This is a genomic window from Sneathiella sp. P13V-1, from assembly GCF_015143595.1.
Lineage (GTDB): Bacteria > Pseudomonadota > Alphaproteobacteria > Sneathiellales > Sneathiellaceae > Sneathiella.
Map to the genome: position 1 here is coordinate 323808 of NZ_WYEU01000002.1, position 17701 is coordinate 341508.

General features: G+C 48.1%; 14 protein-coding genes. 6 read left to right on the forward strand and 8 right to left on the reverse strand.

From position 1 onward, the window contains the following. Position 1: 1 nt before the first annotated feature. Positions 2-1540, forward strand: coding sequence for a methyl-accepting chemotaxis protein (locus GUA87_RS08535; RefSeq protein WP_193716139.1), 1539 nt, complete (start codon positions 2-4; stop codon positions 1538-1540). Between the two features lie 54 nt (positions 1541-1594). Here the strand turns inward: GUA87_RS08535 and GUA87_RS08540 are convergent, their stop codons facing one another. Beyond that, positions 1595-1912 (reverse strand): hypothetical protein, encoded by a 318-nt coding sequence (locus GUA87_RS08540; RefSeq protein WP_193716140.1) that lies wholly within the window; start codon positions 1910-1912, stop codon positions 1595-1597. Positions 1913-2009: 97 nt separating this feature from the next. Here GUA87_RS08540 and recO point away from each other — a divergent pair, with 97 nt between their 5' ends. From recO to GUA87_RS08555, 3 genes are read left to right on the forward strand one after another with little or no spacing between them, the layout of a single operon-like run. Further along, positions 2010-2756: a DNA repair protein RecO gene (gene recO, locus GUA87_RS08545; RefSeq protein ID WP_193716141.1), complete on the forward strand. Its 747-nt coding sequence runs from the start codon at positions 2010-2012 to the stop codon at positions 2754-2756. Between the two features lie 58 nt (positions 2757-2814). Further along, positions 2815-5043 carry a DNA topoisomerase IV subunit A gene (gene parC, locus GUA87_RS08550; protein ID WP_193716142.1) on the forward strand — a complete coding sequence of 743 codons (2229 nt, stop codon included), beginning with the start codon at positions 2815-2817 and terminating at the stop codon, positions 5041-5043. 28 nt (positions 5044-5071) lie between these two features. Next, the gene (locus GUA87_RS08555; RefSeq protein ID WP_193716143.1) at positions 5072-6694 is read left to right on the forward strand and encodes an AMP-binding protein; all 1623 of its coding nucleotides are present in this window, start codon (positions 5072-5074) and stop codon (positions 6692-6694) included. 66 nt (positions 6695-6760) lie between these two features. Here GUA87_RS08555 and GUA87_RS08560 read toward each other — a convergent pair whose 3' ends face one another. The 5 genes from GUA87_RS08560 to GUA87_RS08580 form a co-directional block, all read right to left on the reverse strand. Beyond that, the gene (locus GUA87_RS08560; protein ID WP_193716144.1) at positions 6761-8863 is read right to left on the reverse strand and encodes a TRAP transporter large permease; all 2103 of its coding nucleotides are present in this window, start codon (positions 8861-8863) and stop codon (positions 6761-6763) included. 22 nt (positions 8864-8885) lie between these two features. Then, complete coding sequence (locus GUA87_RS08565; protein WP_193716145.1) at positions 8886-9770, reverse strand: TRAP transporter small permease subunit; 885 nt, start codon at positions 9768-9770, stop codon at positions 8886-8888. Between the two features lie 291 nt (positions 9771-10061). Beyond that, a complete protein-coding gene (locus GUA87_RS08570; RefSeq protein WP_193716146.1) occupies positions 10062-11150 on the reverse strand; it encodes a TRAP transporter substrate-binding protein in 1089 nt (362 codons plus the stop codon). A 177-nt stretch (positions 11151-11327) separates the two neighbouring features. Next, positions 11328-12047, reverse strand: coding sequence for an arginyltransferase (locus GUA87_RS08575; RefSeq protein ID WP_193716147.1), 720 nt, complete (start codon positions 12045-12047; stop codon positions 11328-11330). 82 nt (positions 12048-12129) lie between these two features. Next, positions 12130-13980 (reverse strand): SLC13 family permease, encoded by a 1851-nt coding sequence (locus GUA87_RS08580; RefSeq protein ID WP_227711810.1) that lies wholly within the window; start codon positions 13978-13980, stop codon positions 12130-12132. A gap of 196 nt (positions 13981-14176) precedes the next feature. Between GUA87_RS08580 and GUA87_RS08585 the strand changes: the two genes are divergently transcribed. Further along, positions 14177-15406 (forward strand): NAD(P)/FAD-dependent oxidoreductase, encoded by a 1230-nt coding sequence (locus tag GUA87_RS08585; protein ID WP_193716148.1) that lies wholly within the window; start codon positions 14177-14179, stop codon positions 15404-15406. On the opposite strand, the gene GUA87_RS08590 is transcribed toward GUA87_RS08585, so the two are convergent. Continuing rightward, on the reverse strand, positions 15403-15903 hold the full coding sequence (locus GUA87_RS08590) for an RDD family protein (RefSeq protein ID WP_193716149.1): 501 nt from the start codon (positions 15901-15903) through the stop codon (positions 15403-15405). The two genes, GUA87_RS08585 and GUA87_RS08590, sit on opposite strands and share 4 nt — an antisense overlap. A gap of 138 nt (positions 15904-16041) precedes the next feature. Here GUA87_RS08590 and GUA87_RS08595 point away from each other — a divergent pair, with 138 nt between their 5' ends. Continuing rightward, complete coding sequence (locus GUA87_RS08595) at positions 16042-16800, forward strand: class I SAM-dependent methyltransferase (protein ID WP_193716150.1); 759 nt, start codon at positions 16042-16044, stop codon at positions 16798-16800. Here the strand turns inward: GUA87_RS08595 and GUA87_RS08600 are convergent, their stop codons facing one another. After that, positions 16801-17691 carry a flagellar motor protein MotB gene (locus tag GUA87_RS08600; RefSeq protein ID WP_193716151.1) on the reverse strand — a complete coding sequence of 297 codons (891 nt, stop codon included), beginning with the start codon at positions 17689-17691 and terminating at the stop codon, positions 16801-16803. Positions 17692-17701: the final 10 nt, after the last annotated feature.

Consider the following 17701-nt stretch of genomic DNA (forward strand, 5'->3'; position numbering starts at 1 on the left):
TATGAACGCCCTTAATGAACTTAGAAATACAGTTTCAAAGTATCTGATCTACCTTTTGTGGGCACATGTGCCTGTATTGGTGGTCGCAGGTATGATAACCGGTGGTGATTGGGTCACGGCTGCTGTTGGTGGGGCTGTTTTTGCAGCCATCGCAACCGGCCTGAAAATGCAATCAAAGAATGAACTGGCCTACAGATATGCGGCGGCGGTGACATATGTCATTCAGGTTGGTTTGCTTGTATATGTCTTTTCCGGCCATCCTTGGCAGATTGACATTCATATGTATTTCTTTGCGTCCCTTGCAATTGTTGCTGCTTTTTGTTGTTGGCAAACGATCCTTGTGGCCACAGTTGCCATCGCTTTGCATCACTTGGTATTGAACTTCGTGCTGCCAACAGCCGTTTTCCCAGAAGGGGCTGATTTTGCGCGGGTTGTTTTGCACGCGGTTATTGTTGTTTTGGAATCTGCAGTGCTTGTTTGGCTGACGGCCAAATTAACCGGTGCTTTCGCAGCCTCTCAAGAAGCGATCGAGAGTGCTGAGCAAGCTGAGCGCCATGCGAACCAGGAAAAAGCCAATGCTGAAAAAGCAACTGAAGAAGCGAAAAAAGCAGCGGAAGAAGCGCTATCCTTAAAAGCCGAAGCCGAAAAGCTTCAGGCTGAACGCGATCAGTCCGTTGCCCGCCAGGAAGAGGAGCGTAAGCAACAACGCAACGAATTGGCAAATACATTTGAGCACTCTGTCGGTGGATTGCTGCAAAAAGTATCTGACAATTCCAAGCAGTTGTCTGGTCTTGCGAATAATCTGCAGAGTATTTCGACCAATGTTGAAGGTCGTATCAGTCAAACGTCCTCCCTTGCAGAAGATATGACAGGTAATGTTCAAAGCGTGACGACTGCGACGGGTGAACTGAGCGATTCAATTCGTGAGATTTCCTCTCAGGTAAATCACTCAAACCAGGTTGTTTCGAGTGCATCCGAACGTGCGGAAGCGACCGCTCAGACAATGGGTGAACTTAAAGAGGCCGCACAGCAGATCAATGAGGTGGTAAAACTGATTAATGATATCGCTGAACAAACTAACCTGCTGGCGCTTAATGCAACGATCGAGGCGGCACGTGCTGGTGATGCGGGTAAAGGCTTTGCTGTTGTCGCGAGCGAGGTGAAAAACCTTGCGACGCAGACAGCAAAAGCAACCGAAGATATCTCTACGCAGATTGCAGGTATTCAGCAGGTGAGTGATCAGGCCGGGACCGAAATCGAAGCCATTTTGCAAACGATCCAGGAAATCACGTCAACCACATCCTCCGTTGCCGCGGCGGTAGAAGAGCAATCCGTTGCGACCAGTGAGATTTCAGGAAACACACAGAATACATACAACAGTACAGTTCGCTTGCAAGAGGAAGTCGGCAATATCCAGGGTTATACTCAGGAGACTTCGGCAGCATCTCATAGTGTGCAGCAAGCAGTTGATGAGATGGTCCGTGATACAGACAATGTCATGGAAGAGGTCAGCGCACTACTGAAGCAAATGCGACAGTAATTACCTTGTCGAAGTTACCAGCAGAATTAAAACGCCCCCTATTGGGGCGTTTTTTTATATGAGCACCATTTCTATCCTATAAGGGGCTTTGTCCTGAATGACGACCACCTCTATATCATAATGAGTGGGGGTGGATTTTTGGAAAGAGATTCCCCAGGATGTCACTTTCAGCCAACAGATCAACCCCCCGTACTTGATCGGGACATGAAAGCCGGAAGCTGGCCCTGTGCAATGGCAGCGATGAAAGGTAAAAGGGTCAAGTCTGGTAGGGGGATTTACATGCCAGTTGGCGCCTTGCATATCGAGCTGTTGGTAATCAAAGCTTTCCCCGTTAATGGTGTTAATTAGTGAGATTTCAACATTCAGTGGCATTCTTTTCCCTCCAGCAAGGAAAAAGACGCCTTATTTTTAATGCCTGTGATACATTCCCCTGTAATCTTTTAAAAGTCGAGTTTCTTGGGGAGAGGGGATGCATTGGTTAGATAGCGGAATTGTTCTTTCGGCCCGAAAATATGGCGAGAACAGCGTTATTCTACAGGCCTTCACCAAAGAACATGGAAGATGCGCAGGGCTTGTCCGTGGTGGCACAAGCAAAAAACTGCGCGGGATTTTGCAGCCTGGAAATATCGTAGGACTTAAATGGCAAAGCCGCATTGCAGATCAGTTGGGAACATATACGATAGAGGCTGGTCAGTCTTCAGGGGCACTCTTATTTGATCGCCCATTATCATTGGCTGCCTGTTCTTCCATTGTTGCCTTGCTGGAAAAAACCCTTCCGGAAAAAGAAATTCATAGCCCGTTATTTGAAGCATCGTCGATCCTTCTTGGGCTATTGGATGATGATATTGAACTGTGGGGGCCGCTTCTGGTGAAATGGGAATTGGGGTTGCTTTCTGAAATGGGATACGGCCTTGACCTCTCCGAATGTGCGGCAACCGGGGTGAAAGAAAACCTTGCATATGTTTCCCCAAAATCGGGACGGGCGGTAAGCCGCGAAGCGGGAACACCATATGGAGATCGTTTGTTGCCGCTTCCTGATTTTTTATGTTCAACCAACCATTCAGAAAATGAGATAAACCTTATGGACGTGGAGCAGGGGTTACGTTTAAGCGGTTATTTCATAAAGAAAAACCTTATTCCTCATTATGGTGGGGAGAGCCTTCCCGCGAGAGAACGGCTTGTTCATAAAATGAACAAGACATTGAATAAGAAATGAGCCGTTAAATTCGGTTTTTTTTGCTCCTCACCTTTAAATCAGATGCTATAAAGATGTCATGAGTGACCAGACAACAATTAAATCCGGTGAAGTCCTGCCAACTTCACTGAAGGACGCCATAAGCGAACGCTATCTCGCTTATGCGATGTCGACCATTATGTCCCGTTCCCTGCCAGACGTACGTGACGGCTTGAAACCCGTTCACCGCCGTTTGCTGTATGCGATGCGGCTTTTAAAACTGGATCCGGCATCCGGTTATAAGAAATGTGCACGTGTTGTTGGTGACGTAATTGGTAAGTATCATCCCCATGGCGATCAGTCTGTTTATGATGCATTGGTCCGTTTGGCGCAGGAATTTGCACAGCGCTATACGCTGGTAGATGGGCAGGGTAACTTCGGCAACATCGACGGCGATAATGCGGCTGCGATGCGTTATACAGAAGCCCGCTTGACTGTCTTTGCTGAACTGCTTCTTCGGGATTTGGATCAGGATACCGTAAATTTTCGACCCACATATGATGGAGAAGATAAAGAACCGGTCGTTCTGCCATCGGCTTTCCCAAATCTGTTGGCAAACGGATCCAATGGTATCGCGGTGGGTATGGCAACATCCATCCCACCTCACAATGCGACAGAACTTTGCAACGCGCTTATCCATCTGAACAAGCATCCAAATGCGACGATTGATAAGCTGCTTGAGTTTGTTCCGGGACCTGACTTCCCGACAGGCGGTGAGCTTGTTGAGAAACCAGAGAATATTCGTGAGGCCTATATTACTGGCCGTGGTGGTTTCCGGGTTCGTGCCCGCTGGGAAGTGGAGCAGGGCGCGCGCGGTACCTATCAGATTGTTGTCACTGAAATTCCGTATCAGGTTCAAAAAGGTAAGCTGATTGAACGGATTGCGGAACTTATTCAGACCAAGAAGCTGCCGCTGCTTGCTGATGTTCGGGACGAATCTGCTGAAGATATCCGGCTGGTTCTGGAACCACGAAGTAAGAATGTAGACCCTGAAATCCTGATGCAGGGCTTGTTCCGACTATCTGATCTGGAAAGCCGGTTCTCTCTAAACATGAACGTTCTGGATGCAAGCCAGACACCACGCGTGATGTCTCTTGCCGATGTATTGCTGTCTTTCCTTGAACATCGTCAGGAAGTTTTGCAGCGTCGTTCCCGCTACCGTTTGAGTAAAATTGAAAACCGTTTGGAAGTTCTGGACGGTTACTTGATTGTTTTCCTTAATCTGGATGAGGTCATTCGCATTATTCGTGAGGAAGACCATCCGAAACAGGAATTGATCAAAACGTTTAAATTGACGGAAGTTCAGGCGGAAGCCATTCTCAATATGCGTCTTCGTTCTTTGCGCAAATTGGAAGAAATGGAACTTCGGACTGAACACGATAAGCTGTCTGCTGAAAAAGCTGAACTGGAAGCACTGCTTGCAAGCGAAGATCTTCAAAAAGGAGCCTTGGGTAACGAACTTAAAGACCTGAAGAAACTTCTAAAAGAACATTCGGACGTTTCCAACCGCCGCACTGTTATTGGTGAAGCGCAGGAAACACCTGACATCCCACTTGAAGCCATGATTGAGAAAGAACCGATTACTGTCATCTGTTCTGAAAAAGGCTGGATCAGAGCGCTAAAAGGGCATGTCGCGCAAACAGGCGAAGAGAAATACAAAGACGGAGATAAAGAGCGTTTCTGGATCCAGGCGGAAACTACCGACAAGCTGGTTCTGTTTGGGACAAACGGACGTTTCTATACAATCGGATGCGATAAGCTGCCGCGAGGCAGAGGACAAGGTGAGCCAGTCCGCCTGATGGTTGACCTTGGAAATGATCAGGATATCGTTTCCTTGTTTGTACATAAGCCGGATCGTAAGCTCTTAATTGCTTCCACCGATGGGCGTGGCTTTATCGTGGATGAAAACGGTGTCATTGCCCAAACCAGAAATGGTAAGCAGACACTGAATGTCTCCGGCGATGTGGAAGCAGCCTTCTGTATCGAAGCACAAGGGGATTCCATCGCTGTTGTGGGTGAAAACCGTAAACTCAACTGTTTTGCCCTGGAAGAAGTTTCAGAAATGACCCGTGGCCGCGGTGTGACACTGCAGCGTTATAAAGATGGCGGTCTTTCCGACATTACTACGTTTGTGAAAGAAGAAGGTCTCAGTTGGAAATCCGGAGAAAGAACGAGAACTGAAACGGATCTTACAGGTTGGTACACACGCCGCGGAAATGCAGGGCGTTTGGCACCAAGGGGCTTCAGCCGAAATAATAAATTTAGTTAAAGAAGTATAATAATAAGAAGGGAAAGGCATGCACACCCTCTATGACGCCTTTTTGAAATCCGCGGAAAAATTCCCGGATAATGATTGTTTATGCGTTCCGCCGCTTACGAAACGTCACTACTATCCAGAAGGAAAGAGCTTTACCTACGCAGAAGTGAAGCAACGAGTTGAGGAGCTTATTTCTGCCTATAAATCGGCAGGATATGGGTATGGACATCGGATAGGTTTTCTTCTGGAAAACCGTCCTGAATATGTCATGCATCTATTGGCACTCAATTCAATGGGGGCCTCTTGTGTCCCCATTAATCCTGATTATCGGCATGATGAAATGCTCTATCAGATGAGTCACTCAGATACAGTGCTGGTGGTGACGGTTAAAGAGCGCCTGAAGGAAGTCGAAGCAGTCTCCAAAGACCGGGACGTTCCCTTTCATGTGGTTTTGGAGACGGATTTTGACAAAGCTCTACCTGCTCCTGCCACGCCTGCGAAAAATGGCTCCCCTTGTCTGATGACAGAAGCATCGCTTTTGTATACTTCCGGCACAACAGGTCGTCCAAAAGGCTGTATCCTGAATAACGATTATCACCTGACCGCCGCCAATTGGTATGCAGAAATGGGCGGTATGATTGATATTCGGGAAGGGCAGGAGAGGTTGTATAATCCGTTGCCTTTGTTCCATATGAATGCCGCTGTGGTGTCACTTGGCTGTATGATTGTTACCGGTGGCTGCCTTGTCATCCCTGACCGTTTCCATCCGGGCAGCTGGTGGCAGGAAGTGTGTGATAGCAAAACAACGATTGTTCATTATCTGGGTGTGGTTGTTCCTATGCTTCTGAACCAGCCTTTCTCGCCACAAGAAATGGCCCATGAGGTTCGGTTTGGCGTTGGGGCCGGAGTGGAGCCTGAGCTTCATCATGTGTTTGAAGAGCGTTATGGGTTCCCACTTCTTGAAGTCTGGGGAATGACGGAGACTGGCCGTATTTTTGCTGTGAATGAAGAACCTCGGCAAATTGATACCCGTGCTTTTGGTCGCCCCATGAAGGATCTGGAAGCAAAGGTAGTTGATGAAAACGGCAATGAAGTCCCACGTGGCACACCGGGAGAGTTCCTTATTCGGTGCAAGGGGGATAACCCCCGCCGTGGTTTCTTTGCAGGTTACCTGAAGAATGAAGAAGCAACGGAGGAAGCCTGGACTGGTGGGTGGTTCCATACCGGAGATACGGTGACCATGGATGAGACGGGTATGGTTTACTTCGTAGATCGTAAGAAAAACATCATTCGCCGTTCTGGAGAAAACATTGCGGCCGCAGAAGTGGAAGCCTTATTGCAATCTCACGACGCGGTGGCACAGATCGCTGTTATCGCAGCACCGGACGACGTGAGGGAAGAAGAGGTAATGGCCTGTGTTGTCTTGATGGATGGCTATGAGGCATCTGAAGAACTGGCACGGGAACTGTTTGATTTTGCCTTTGATCGCCTTGCCTATTTCAAGCCTCCTGGGTGGCTACTGTTTATCGATAGTCTACCAACGACTGGGACCCAGAAAATTCAGAAAACACAGATTTTTGGAAAAGACGTGGACCCGCGGGATGCGGAAGGAATTTTCGATTTTCGAATACTGAAGAAAAAAAAGAAACTAGTGCCCGCATAGAAAAAAATACGCCCACTAAAAAAGCCGCTGGAAATTCCAGCGGCTTTTCTTTTGTCTGTTATCTGGCTAATTCGCCGGCAACAACTCTGGTAGGAAAGTTGTAATCGACGGGAAGAACCATAGAAGTGTAAGTCCAATTACCTGAATGATCACAAAAGGAACCACACCGCGGTAGATATCCATTGTTGTCACATTGCTTGGCGCCACGCCACGTAGATAGAAAAGGGCAAAGCCAAACGGAGGTGTAATAAAGGATGTCTGCAGGTTCACAGCGATCAGGATGGTAATCCAGGTTGGTGGCATCAATGTAGGATCTGCCGCATAGATAACCGGACCAACAATTGGGATCACAATGAAGATGATTTCAATGAAGTCGAGTACAAATCCGAGAAGGAAAAGAACGACCATCACAACAATCAACAATGTGCGCGGATCTTCAAAAGACTGCAAGAATTCCTGAATGTAATGTTCACCGCCAAACGCACGAAGTGTCAGGCTGAGGAACAGGGACGCAACCAGGATAACGAACACCATAGAGGTCACTTTCGTGGTCTCGTAAACAATGGCGTGCATGACCTTCTCTTTAATCAACACCCAGCAGGAGTAGAGTAAACCAAACGCCGCAATGTGGTACGAAATCATTGCAATGACGATACCGACCCTATCCGAGAAGGTGATATCCTCAATTGTCAAGCGAAGGTCGAAGTTACCACGCATGAGAAGCATCATGATAATGGCCAAAGAAGCCCAGATGACAACAGCAGTTGAGCGGTTGGTTTCCTTTAAACGACGATTTGCTGCGAGCATGATTGCACCAGCCGCACCTAGGGCCGCTGCCGCTGTTGGGTTGGTAATACCTCCAAGGATGGAGCCAAGCACGGCAACAATCAAAATCACCGGAGGAGAGACCACTCGGAGGACTTCAATTTCTACAAGGCGTGTCAGCGCAGCCTTCATGCCATACACAATCATTGCCGCAGGGATGATGTACCACAACAATTTTGCACCGCCACTTGCGTTACCACCGACATAATTCCAGTCAATAATGAACAAGAGCAGAGAGCCGGCAAGACCAACAATAATTGGTAATTTTGCCTCGCCCGGACGTAGTACAAAACCAAGGATTGTGATGTAGGTTGTAATGACCAGCAGGGAGAATGTTCCGCCTGAAATCGGACCATACTCAACCGCACCGTTTACCTCAGCTTCGCCGATGACACCGCTGACGCCAAAGACAATCCACAGTACGACAAGAGTAATCAGTGGAAGGATGACAGCACCCACCAGAAGAAGCGGGTTGTTCTTGTAGTAAGAAAGCAGGCCATAGCTGTCTGGATCTTCCAGATGTACAGGAGGTGCTTGATCTCGGTTCAGCAAGGCAAAACCAAGGGCGTAAAGTGCATAAAGGGACGCGAGCATCACACCAGGAATAAAGGCAGCCTTAAAGAGGGTTCCTGTAGATAGAACAGCTGGCTCACCCAGCATTTCCAAAACAGTCACACCCAGTTCAGCAGCACGGTTTTCCTGACCGATGGAGTACATGTCACCAACGATGGAGCCGAGAAGAACGATCACGATGGATGGCGGGATAATCTGACCCAGGGTACCGGATGTCGCGATAACGCCGGTTGCAAGGGATTTGGAATATCCGTGTTTCAACATGGTTGGCAGGGCGATCAGACCCATTGTCACCACAGTCGCACCTACAACACCTGTAGATGCCGCTAGCAACGTTCCCACAAGAACAACAGAGATGGCCAGACCGCCCGGCATGGAGCCGAACAGCTTCGCCATTGTTGTCAGCAGGTCTTCTGCAATGTTGGAGCGTTCAAGGGCGATACCCATCAGAACGAACAATGGCACCGCCAGCAGTGTTTCCACGTTGCCGCCGAAGGCCCTGGAGAATACCCCTTGGGCCCACGTCGACTCCGTCGTGAGCATAGCGTGTTCCCAGCCTCTTTCAAAGACTGGAACTTTCTTCATTTCCCCGCCAATTTCCTGCAGGGTATAAAGCCATCCGATTTCGTTAAAACCAGCAATAAGAACGAAGCTGACAAATGCGGAACCGGAAATAGCGTAGGCGACTGGGTAACCTGACAGAATTCCCCCGAACAGGGAAACTGCCACGATAATCAGCGATATTTCAACGCCGTCAAGACCAAATAGCATGGGTTAGAAACTCCGATACTTATTATAGAGGATGAGCGGGAGCTTCGGTGCCCATGTCACCTGCCTGCTCGTCATCAAACGAATAGTGGGTTGGGATATCTTCGTCCTTTTGAAGAAGGGCAAGGATATTGCGAAGCAGGAAGCCAATGGCACAAATAAACATAAAGGCGGCAAATACCAGCACCATAAATTTAAATGTCCATACCCAGGAAAATTCTGCTGTCCCTGATGTTTCAAATCGGAAATCTCGCCAGCGGGCGGATGTACTCCAGATATTGAGAGGTTTTTGAGCGAACATGGCGTTCATTGTGATTGGCCATGCAAACCACCAGAGCATCACAGTAGATGGGATAAAGAAGAAGAGAGTTCCCAGCAAATCAATCCAGTGCTTGGTGCGCTTTTTACAAGACGCGTAAACCAGATCCACACGGACATGACCGCCTTCGATAAAGGTATAGGCGGATGCAAGCGCAATCAGGATCGTATTATAAAATTTCAACTGGCCTGAAAGCCATTGTAATTCTTCTGTCATGAAGGAGATGCCGAGAGGGGAGATCAGGATCTCATTTCCTCGGAAAATCTGGCCAACGGCGATAATGGCAACCTGCTGCAAGGTCATAAGTAATGCAAACCAGGCTGCGAACCGACCAATACGACCATTAAATGTCTCTAGGCCATAAACTGCCTTCCTAAGGAAGGAGCGGCGAAGAATGCCGATGCCAATAACGATGAGGACCAAGGCAACGACCATAAAGAAGAATTCAATAGACATGCCGGCCATAGTCAGCGCATTCATCTTCTTCTTCAGGGTATCAAGCATTACCCAGTTATAGATATGCCAAGGGAGCAACGCCAAATTGACGAACCCCATCAGAAAATTAAGTAAAAATGTTCCAAGCGCTTCCATAGCGGATCTTTCTAACGACCATTGCCTGTCCAACTGATCTCTGAATTCATTTGCCTTCTGAACTCAGTTCAATACTGCTTTAACGGAATTAATGACGCCCCATTGTCATTTGCCAGCGATATTCTGGATATTAAGCCAGCGCAATTCTTCTGATTATGCACCGTAGAATGTACCTTTTCTAACGGGAGCCAGCATAATCAGCACACAGTCAAACCTGCATGGATTTAATTGAACTTAAAACGTGAAACCGGGCAATAAGCCCGGTTTCTTTTTCTTTCGAATGTGATCCGATTATCCCAGTACGCGTGTACGCTGACGCGCATACGCTACAGAAGACAATTGATCCCATGCTGCAGATTCTTTCATAGATTTGTTCACGGAAGTGCGAACTTTCTTGAAAACCTCGTCGCTCATGTTTTCTTCTAGAACTTCGAGAGATGCCTTACCAAATGCATCCCAAACGTCATTCGGGAATTCAAGAGTTTTAACACCACCAGCCTGAAGGCGAGCCAGAGCTTCAGAGTTTTTAGACAGGAACTGGTGGAGGCTCCACATGTTCGTTGCCTGAGAAGCAATCTCGATGATTTTCTGGTTAGCTTTGCTGAGGCCGTTGAAGCGATCCTGGTTCACAGCAACAGACAGGCCAGCACCTGGCTCATGGAAGCCGGATGTATAGTAGAATTTAGTGATTTCCTGGAAACCAGCTTTTTCGTCTGCCCATGGACCAATCCATTCAGTACCGTCGATCGCACCAGAAGCAAGAGCCTGATACACTTCGGAACCTGGGATAGTCTGAACAGATGCGCCCAACTTACCAAGAGCTTTACCGCCCAGACCTGGCATACGGAATTTCAGACCGTTGAAGTCAGCTGCGGATTTAATTTCTTTACGGAACCAGCCACCAGCCTGTGGACCTGTGTTACCGCCGAGGAAGGATACGAGACCGAATTCTTCGCCCAACTCGTGGTGCATTTTCATGCCGTCCTGGTGATAGTACCAGTTGTGCAGTTCTGTTGGTGTCATACCAAACGGTACAGCAGTAAAGAATGCAAATGCTGGGTGTTGACCTACATAGTAGTAGTCAGCTGCGTGGTACATGTCAGCCTGACCGGAAGTTACCGCGTCAAACAAAGCAGGCAGACCGGAAACCAGCTCACCGTTTGCTTTAACGTCAACTTCCAACTTGCCGTCAGACATTGCAGTTACGTTTTCTGCAAAGTAGACAGCAGCGTCAAACACACCCGCCAGACCGCGGCCCCAAGCTGTGACCATAGTCAGCTTTTCACGGCCTTGCGCGATCGCAGGAGCACCAATTGTAGCAGCTGCAGATCCAACAACGCCAGCGACGCCAGCACTTTTAATGAATTTACGACGATCCATAAACTTTTCTCCCTGAATATAAGATAAGTGTGCCCTGTTGACGCACACCCATCCCTTAGGTGAATTCGCAATACTCACCTTTCGGAACCAAAGTATAAATTTAATGATGCTAAAGGCAACTAGATAGTAGTGAAAAATGAGCCATTTTTTAGAAAAAATGACCAAATTTTAGGCATATTAGAGCTTTATTTCGATCCAGCCGTCTTTTGTCAGGATTTCACATGGCGCGAATCTGGACTTGTAGGACATTTTGGGGCTCGCCTCGATCCAGTAGCCTAAATAGACATAATACTGCCCTTCGGATTTGGTGCGAACAATGTGCCACAGAATAAGATAACTGCCCAGACTACGCCTTGCTTCATCGGGTTCGTAGAAGCTATATACGAGGGACATGCCATCATCCATTTGATCTGTTAGACACACTGCTACCAATACGCCTATTGAATTACGAAATTCAGTAAGTCTGCTTTTTACAGGGCTATCCTCGACCATTGCCTTATAGTCATTATAGTCCATATCAGACATGCCGCCTTCGTTATGTCGCGACTTCAGATATTTTGCAAAAAGGACATAATGTTCTTCCGTTGCAATGGATGTGATCTCAGTTGCAACCAGATCTTCGTTTTTATTCCAGATTCTGCGCCAGTGTTTTTTCAACTCGAATCGCCGGGTGGCAACCCGGATAGGAATACAAGCATTGCAGTTTTCGCAAGCGGGCCGGTAGGCAAGGTCCTGACTACGGCGAAACCCGGCAAGGCTGAGTGTATTGTGAAGGTGATCCGGATCTTTGCCAGCAAGAAGGGTTACGACCTTTTTCTCCAGTTTGCCGGGAAGGTAGGGGCAAGGGGCTGGTGGGGTCGAAAAAAAGAAACGTGATGGAATTTCTACTCTTTTCATAACGTCGCTTACAATCCAGAAAACCAAGACTGACAATTATTTTGCCATTTTCACAAAGCTACAACAGGAAATCCTAAAAAAGTCATATCAAACCATAGTAGATCGGTGCAAATAGCGAGAAAACGAGCCAAAGAAGTATGACGAGTGGTGCTCCGGCACGGAAATAATCGCTAAATTTGTAGTGTCCCGGTCCCATGACGAGGAGATTCGTTTGGTATCCCATAGGGGTGGCGAAAGAACAATTGGATGCAAAGATAACCGCAAATACGAACACCATGGGGTTTATCCCCAGCGTTTGTGCAATGCTAATGGCCACCGGGGTAAACAGAACGGCGGTGGCGCTATTGCTCAGGATATTTGTGAATATTGAGATCAGCAGGAAGAACCCTGACAAGATGACCGCAGGATGTGCGCCGGATAACAAATAGACTAGCAATTCCGCAATATATACTGCACCACCTGTACCTTGCATGGCAGTTCCGAGCGCTAGAGCGGCCCAAATCAGAAGTAATATCTTACGGTCAACCGAGCGGCTGGCTTGATGGATGTTGAGGCAGCCAGACAAAACCATCGCTGTAGCACCGGCAACGGCGGCAACGACAATAGGGACAAATCCGGAGGCTGCAGCCAGAACAACCGCACCGAAAATAAAACGAGCCCGCCGCGCCAGAGCAAGAGCGGGGAGTTCGCGGGTTGACCACTCCAGAAGGAGAACGTCTGGATTGCTTCTAAGGCGTGTCAGATTGTTGCGTGACCCAAGAAGCAATAACACATCACCAGCTTCCAGGCGTATATCAGTCATTCGGGACGTCCTGATCATACGGGAGCGACGTTGAATGCCTAAGACCACGCAGCCTGTCCGGTATCGGAAACTGATTTGATGCAAGGCCCGACCTATCATGCGGCTTGCAGGAGCAATGACCACTTCGGCAAGGCTTTGGTCACGGGAGATCTTCCGATCTTCTCCGTCTTCTTCAGCACCATTTTCGATATCCATGAAATCACTGAGGATTTGAGGGTTATCCGCAAACGCATCCATCAATGATTTGCGTGTCCCTGCAAAGACCACGGAATCTCCTGGTTTCAGGCTCATGTCATCAAAGGGCGGCAGAAGAAGTTTTTCATCCCTTTGGATAAACCGGATTGTAATGCCTTTCAGGCTGGGGAATTGGCCCGCGACAGCTTCCTCCCCGACTAGAGGGCTATCCGCTGAAATCTCCATTTGCACGATAAACTGTTTACCGGAAACCGTTGCCGACTTATCCGTTACAGCTTCACGATCCGGAAGCAGATGTGGAATAGCAAATATAGCGTAGAGAAGGCCAAAAACGGCAAGTACCATTCCGGGAACGGTAAAATCAAAAAAGTTAATGGCCGGTTGGCCCGCCTGAACCGCGGCGGCAGACACAAGTAGGTTGGTTGAAGATCCAATTAGAGTTGTCATGCCACCGAGGATTGAGGCGTAGGACAATGGGATCATTAACGAAGAGGTTGGTTTATGAAGCCGTTCCGCCAAAGCGGTCATAATCGGGATAAAAACAACGACCACCGGAGTATTATTCATCACCGCGCTGATCAGCAATACTGTTGCCAATACGGCAGCGATCGCCATTGCCGGGTGATGGCGGCGCAATGTCACCAATACCCGCACCGGCTTCTCCAAAGCACCGGTTCTAACGATACCTTGCCCCACTACCAAGAGCGATAAAACGGTTATGAGCGCGGGATCTGCAAGCCCCGCAAGTAGCTCTTTTGCCCCCAGGATTTGAGAGCCAGCTGCATCTTCCAGCGGGTAGATGTAGAATAGAATCAGAAGTCCTGAGATGACGCTGATCGCGGAAATTTCCAGTTCGATTTTTTCGGACGCAAAGGCATACATTGCAACAGCAATGAACAGGAATACCAGCCACATATGAAGTTGTGTTTCGATCATGGTTCTGTATTAATTAACTCGCGTTTTCATGCCTGATCTATTTGTGATAATTGGTGCGACCTCTGTCATGGCTACATATCCTATCATGAATAATGTTGACACTCTTGCAAGTAAATCATTGATCGCATGACCAATTTGAAAGCCCATTTCTGTGGATAATAGACAAAATTATTATCGCTATTCAGCGAATAAATCTTTGCAGTTTTCGCCTCTTGCTGGAACCCTCCGATTTGATATCTGCGTTGTCGGTGCGGGTTTCACTGGGCTTGGAACGGCGCTGGAACTCGTTAAGCGTGGTTTCAAAGTGGCAGTTCTGGAAGCAGGTCTGATTGGGGAAGGGGCGTCAGGCGCAAGTGGAGGTCAGATTGCATCCGGTTACAACACCGGGATGATTGAAGCCGCTGAAATTGCGGGTGAAGAAGGTGTTCAGGATCTATGGGATCTATCCGAGAGATCAAAGAAGATCCTTTTTGATAGAATCCGACATCATAAAATCCAGTGTGATCTTGGACGAGGGGAGATTTACGCAGCCGTTAAACCTTCTCACTATCAGTGGCTGCAGGACGAGAAAAAACTCTGTGAAGAGCGATTTGGCTTTGAAGGGTATGAACTCATCCCCCAAGAGGAAATGCAAAGATACATTGGCAGTTCCCGATATGTAGGGGCGTTGCTGGATCACGAAGGTGGTCATATTCACCCTCTCAATTATTCGCTCGGTATGGCAGATGCAGCAATCAGTGCCGGGGCGCACATATTTGCGCAGAGTAAGGCGCTTTCCTATCGGCATGAAACGGGGAAAGTTGTCATTGAGACAGAGGCTGGAGAGATCATTGCAGATAGCCTGATATTAGCTGGCAACGCCTACATCAACAACATTGCACCGCCACTTCTAAAAAGAATGATCCCAGTCAAAAGCAGTATTTTGGCAACTGAGGTGCTGCCCGACACACTACGGAAAGAAATTTGGTCCACGAATGCTTGTGTCTGCGACACCAACTTTGATCTGGATTATTATAAAATGTCGGCGGATGGGCGCCTGATTTATGGGGGACAGGATTTTTCACTGCTACGCCCAAACCCGCCTTGGAAAATTATCCAAAGAAATATGCTGCGGACTTTCCCGCAACTAGAAGAAACGGCAATCGACTTTTTCTGGTCCGGGAAAATTGCGGTAACGCGCACTTTGCTGCCGGATGTTGGGCAACTGGATAAAAACGTGTTCTACGCACATGGCTATTCAGGGCAGGGCGTTACCTTGTCAGCGGGCGTTAGTGAAATTCTGGCGGACGCCGTAGTGGGGCAAATGACCCGCTTGGATATTTTTTCCAAATTGCCCCGAACAAGAGTTCCGAAATCGAAGCTGCTTCAGGTGCCGGCCGTATATGCGGCCGCCTATTGGAAGCGGATCATTGACCTGATCAATTAATCCTCACGCAGCCTCACAGTGCTACTGGTCAGATAGTCATGAAGCAGCTTACCCTTATCATTGAAAAGGGAGACCAGCAAAATCAGCGTGGAGGTCAGTGCCATGGTCGCATAGAAAAGGCCGGAGTGGAAGAAAGCCATCAGATAGTCTGGCCCTCTGCCATCCTCCAGAACGACTTCAACCCCCATGATCTGCATACCGATCGTCGCGTTTTTAGCGCTACCTATTGTGAGGGTATGGTAGGCAATTGGGATAAGGGCCAGCGCAAGTGACAAAATTGGGGTGAGGGCCCCAAAGGACAAGACGCCCAGAATAAAGGCGGCAATCGTTGCAACCAATGTGATACCTGCAATACAGGCGAGGTCGATGATGTAGGCAATGACACGCTTTGTTCTGATACCATCAAAGCGATCTTTGATATCAGACATCCGCCCTTGGAATCCTTCATTTCCCTTAAGAGAAGAGAGTTGGATTGATCCCGGGGTATCCTGTGACATAGCTTGTGTTCCTCATTCATCAAAATGCGGCTGTAAATTATGTTTTTCAGATGGTAAGTATTGTTCAGTCTTCAAGATAAATTGATACTAAATGTTGAAGATTTATGTGAGAAAGTAACGCTAACTATATAAAATGAAATGATTTTTAAATTTCCGCCCATTGTTACTGCTCTCGTTGTTCAGGCGCTGGTTTTCGTCGTTCTCTACTCGTTAAAAGAACATGCATCTATGTTTGCGAACCTGTCCTTGTTCGAACTATCTCTGCTTCAAGGGGCACTTGCGGCTGTGTCTACAAAACGGACAAGCCTGTCTTACTGGTGGGTTGGTATTCAGTTTGCAGCACCACCACTTCTTCTGTTGGGATTGGCTTTCAGTATTCCCCTTTGGGTTTTCCCAGTGGTTTTAATCCTGTTGTTGCTCGTGTTTTGGAATGTAGCAATTAATCGGGTGCCGTTGTATCTCACCAACAACTCGACCACAGAAAAGCTGCTCAGCCTGATGCCAAAAGAAGAGGGGGCGCTGTTTGCAGATTTGGGAAGTGGCCTTGCGGGAACTCTCATTCGGCTAGCGAAGGCCCGCCCAGATGGTCAGTTTCATGGGTATGAGACCGCACCCGTTCCCTTTTTGATGTCCTACATTCGCGCGAAACTATCGGGTGCGCGAAATGTTCATCTTCATTTTGTATCTCTTTGGAATGCGGACCTGTCCCACTTCGATGTGGTGTATTGTTTTCTCTCTCCGGTGCCGATGCCAGATTTATACGAAAAGGCGAAAGGGGAGATGAAAAAGGGAAGCCGCTTTATCAGTAACAGCTTTGTGGTTCCCAACAAAAAGCCGTCGCGAACAGTAAGTGTCAGCGACGGCCGGAAAACCAAATTATACATTTGGGATATGTAACTACTTCAGATCTGGCGGGAGGATGGGTGTTTCCCGTAGCAACGTAATACTTATTCGCCTGTTGCCAGGATTTGTTGGATCATCTGTAATCATTGGATCTGTATCGGCTTTGCCCGTAACTTTTTGTATTCGAGCAGGATCCAGACCTACTTCGACCAGAGCGCGCCTGCTTGAGTTTGCACGATCTGAAGACAATTCCCAGTTTGAATACTCGGCCCCCGCGAAACCAGAACTATCTGTATGACCTGCTATCGCAAGTCCGTTCGGCAACCCTTCAATGGCTTTTACAATTTTTGCCATTAGGCGTTTGACTCTCGGTTTGATGGTTGTACCGCCTGCTTCAAACATGCTTTCATCATACTGATCAACTATTTGGATCCTTAATCCCTCCGGCGTCATATCCATTACGATATTGTCAGCCAAGCCAGAAAGGTTGGGATCGGTTGCAAGTGCTTGCCGGATTTGCTCTTTGGTCGTTTCGAAACTGGCTTCTTCAATCGCAGCAAGGCGGGCAAGGAAGGCCTCTTCATCAACCTCACTTTGTCCATCTCCATCTGCATCATCTTTCTTTCCCTCTTCAGGGGGGGAGATGGAGGACACAACTGAAGGTGTTCCTGTGTTGGAGGTCATTGCCCCCTCGGTCTGCATACTTGTGCCGCCAAGGACACCGCCAGAACCACTTTCACTGGAACTTGCCACAGTAGGCGCGAAATAGTCTGAAATTCCTTGTTTTTGAACAGCGTCTGTCACATTCAGAAGCCACAGAAGCAAGAAGAACGCCATCATCGCCGTCACAAAGTCAGCGTAGGCAACTTTCCACGCGCCGCCATGGTGGCCGTGTCCGCCTTTCTTGACTTTTTTAACAATTATCGGGGCTACTTCATCGGCCATTTAACTGCTC

Excerpts from the sequence above, each read along its gene's own strand:
- parC (WP_193716142.1), top strand. The coding sequence starts at position 2,815 with ATGAGTGACCAGACAACAATTAAATCCGGTGAAGTCCTGCCAACTTCA.
- GUA87_RS08575 (WP_193716147.1), bottom strand. The coding sequence starts at position 12,047 with ATGAAAAGAGTAGAAATTCCATCACGTTTCTTTTTTTCGACCCCACCA.
- recO (WP_193716141.1), top strand. The coding sequence starts at position 2,010 with ATGCATTGGTTAGATAGCGGAATTGTTCTTTCGGCCCGAAAATATGGC.
- GUA87_RS08600 (WP_193716151.1), bottom strand. The coding sequence starts at position 17,691 with ATGGCCGATGAAGTAGCCCCGATAATTGTTAAAAAAGTCAAGAAAGGC.
- GUA87_RS08580 (WP_227711810.1), bottom strand. The coding sequence starts at position 13,980 with ATGATCGAAACACAACTTCATATGTGGCTGGTATTCCTGTTCATTGCT.
- GUA87_RS08535 (WP_193716139.1), top strand. The coding sequence starts at position 2 with ATGAACGCCCTTAATGAACTTAGAAATACAGTTTCAAAGTATCTGATC.
- GUA87_RS08565 (WP_193716145.1), bottom strand. The coding sequence starts at position 9,770 with ATGGAAGCGCTTGGAACATTTTTACTTAATTTTCTGATGGGGTTCGTC.
- GUA87_RS08560 (WP_193716144.1), bottom strand. The coding sequence starts at position 8,863 with ATGCTATTTGGTCTTGACGGCGTTGAAATATCGCTGATTATCGTGGCA.
- GUA87_RS08590 (WP_193716149.1), bottom strand. The coding sequence starts at position 15,903 with ATGTCACAGGATACCCCGGGATCAATCCAACTCTCTTCTCTTAAGGGA.
- GUA87_RS08555 (WP_193716143.1), top strand. The coding sequence starts at position 5,072 with ATGCACACCCTCTATGACGCCTTTTTGAAATCCGCGGAAAAATTCCCG.
- GUA87_RS08540 (WP_193716140.1), bottom strand. The coding sequence starts at position 1,912 with ATGCCACTGAATGTTGAAATCTCACTAATTAACACCATTAACGGGGAA.
- GUA87_RS08595 (WP_193716150.1), top strand. The coding sequence starts at position 16,042 with ATGATTTTTAAATTTCCGCCCATTGTTACTGCTCTCGTTGTTCAGGCG.
- GUA87_RS08570 (WP_193716146.1), bottom strand. The coding sequence starts at position 11,150 with ATGGATCGTCGTAAATTCATTAAAAGTGCTGGCGTCGCTGGCGTTGTT.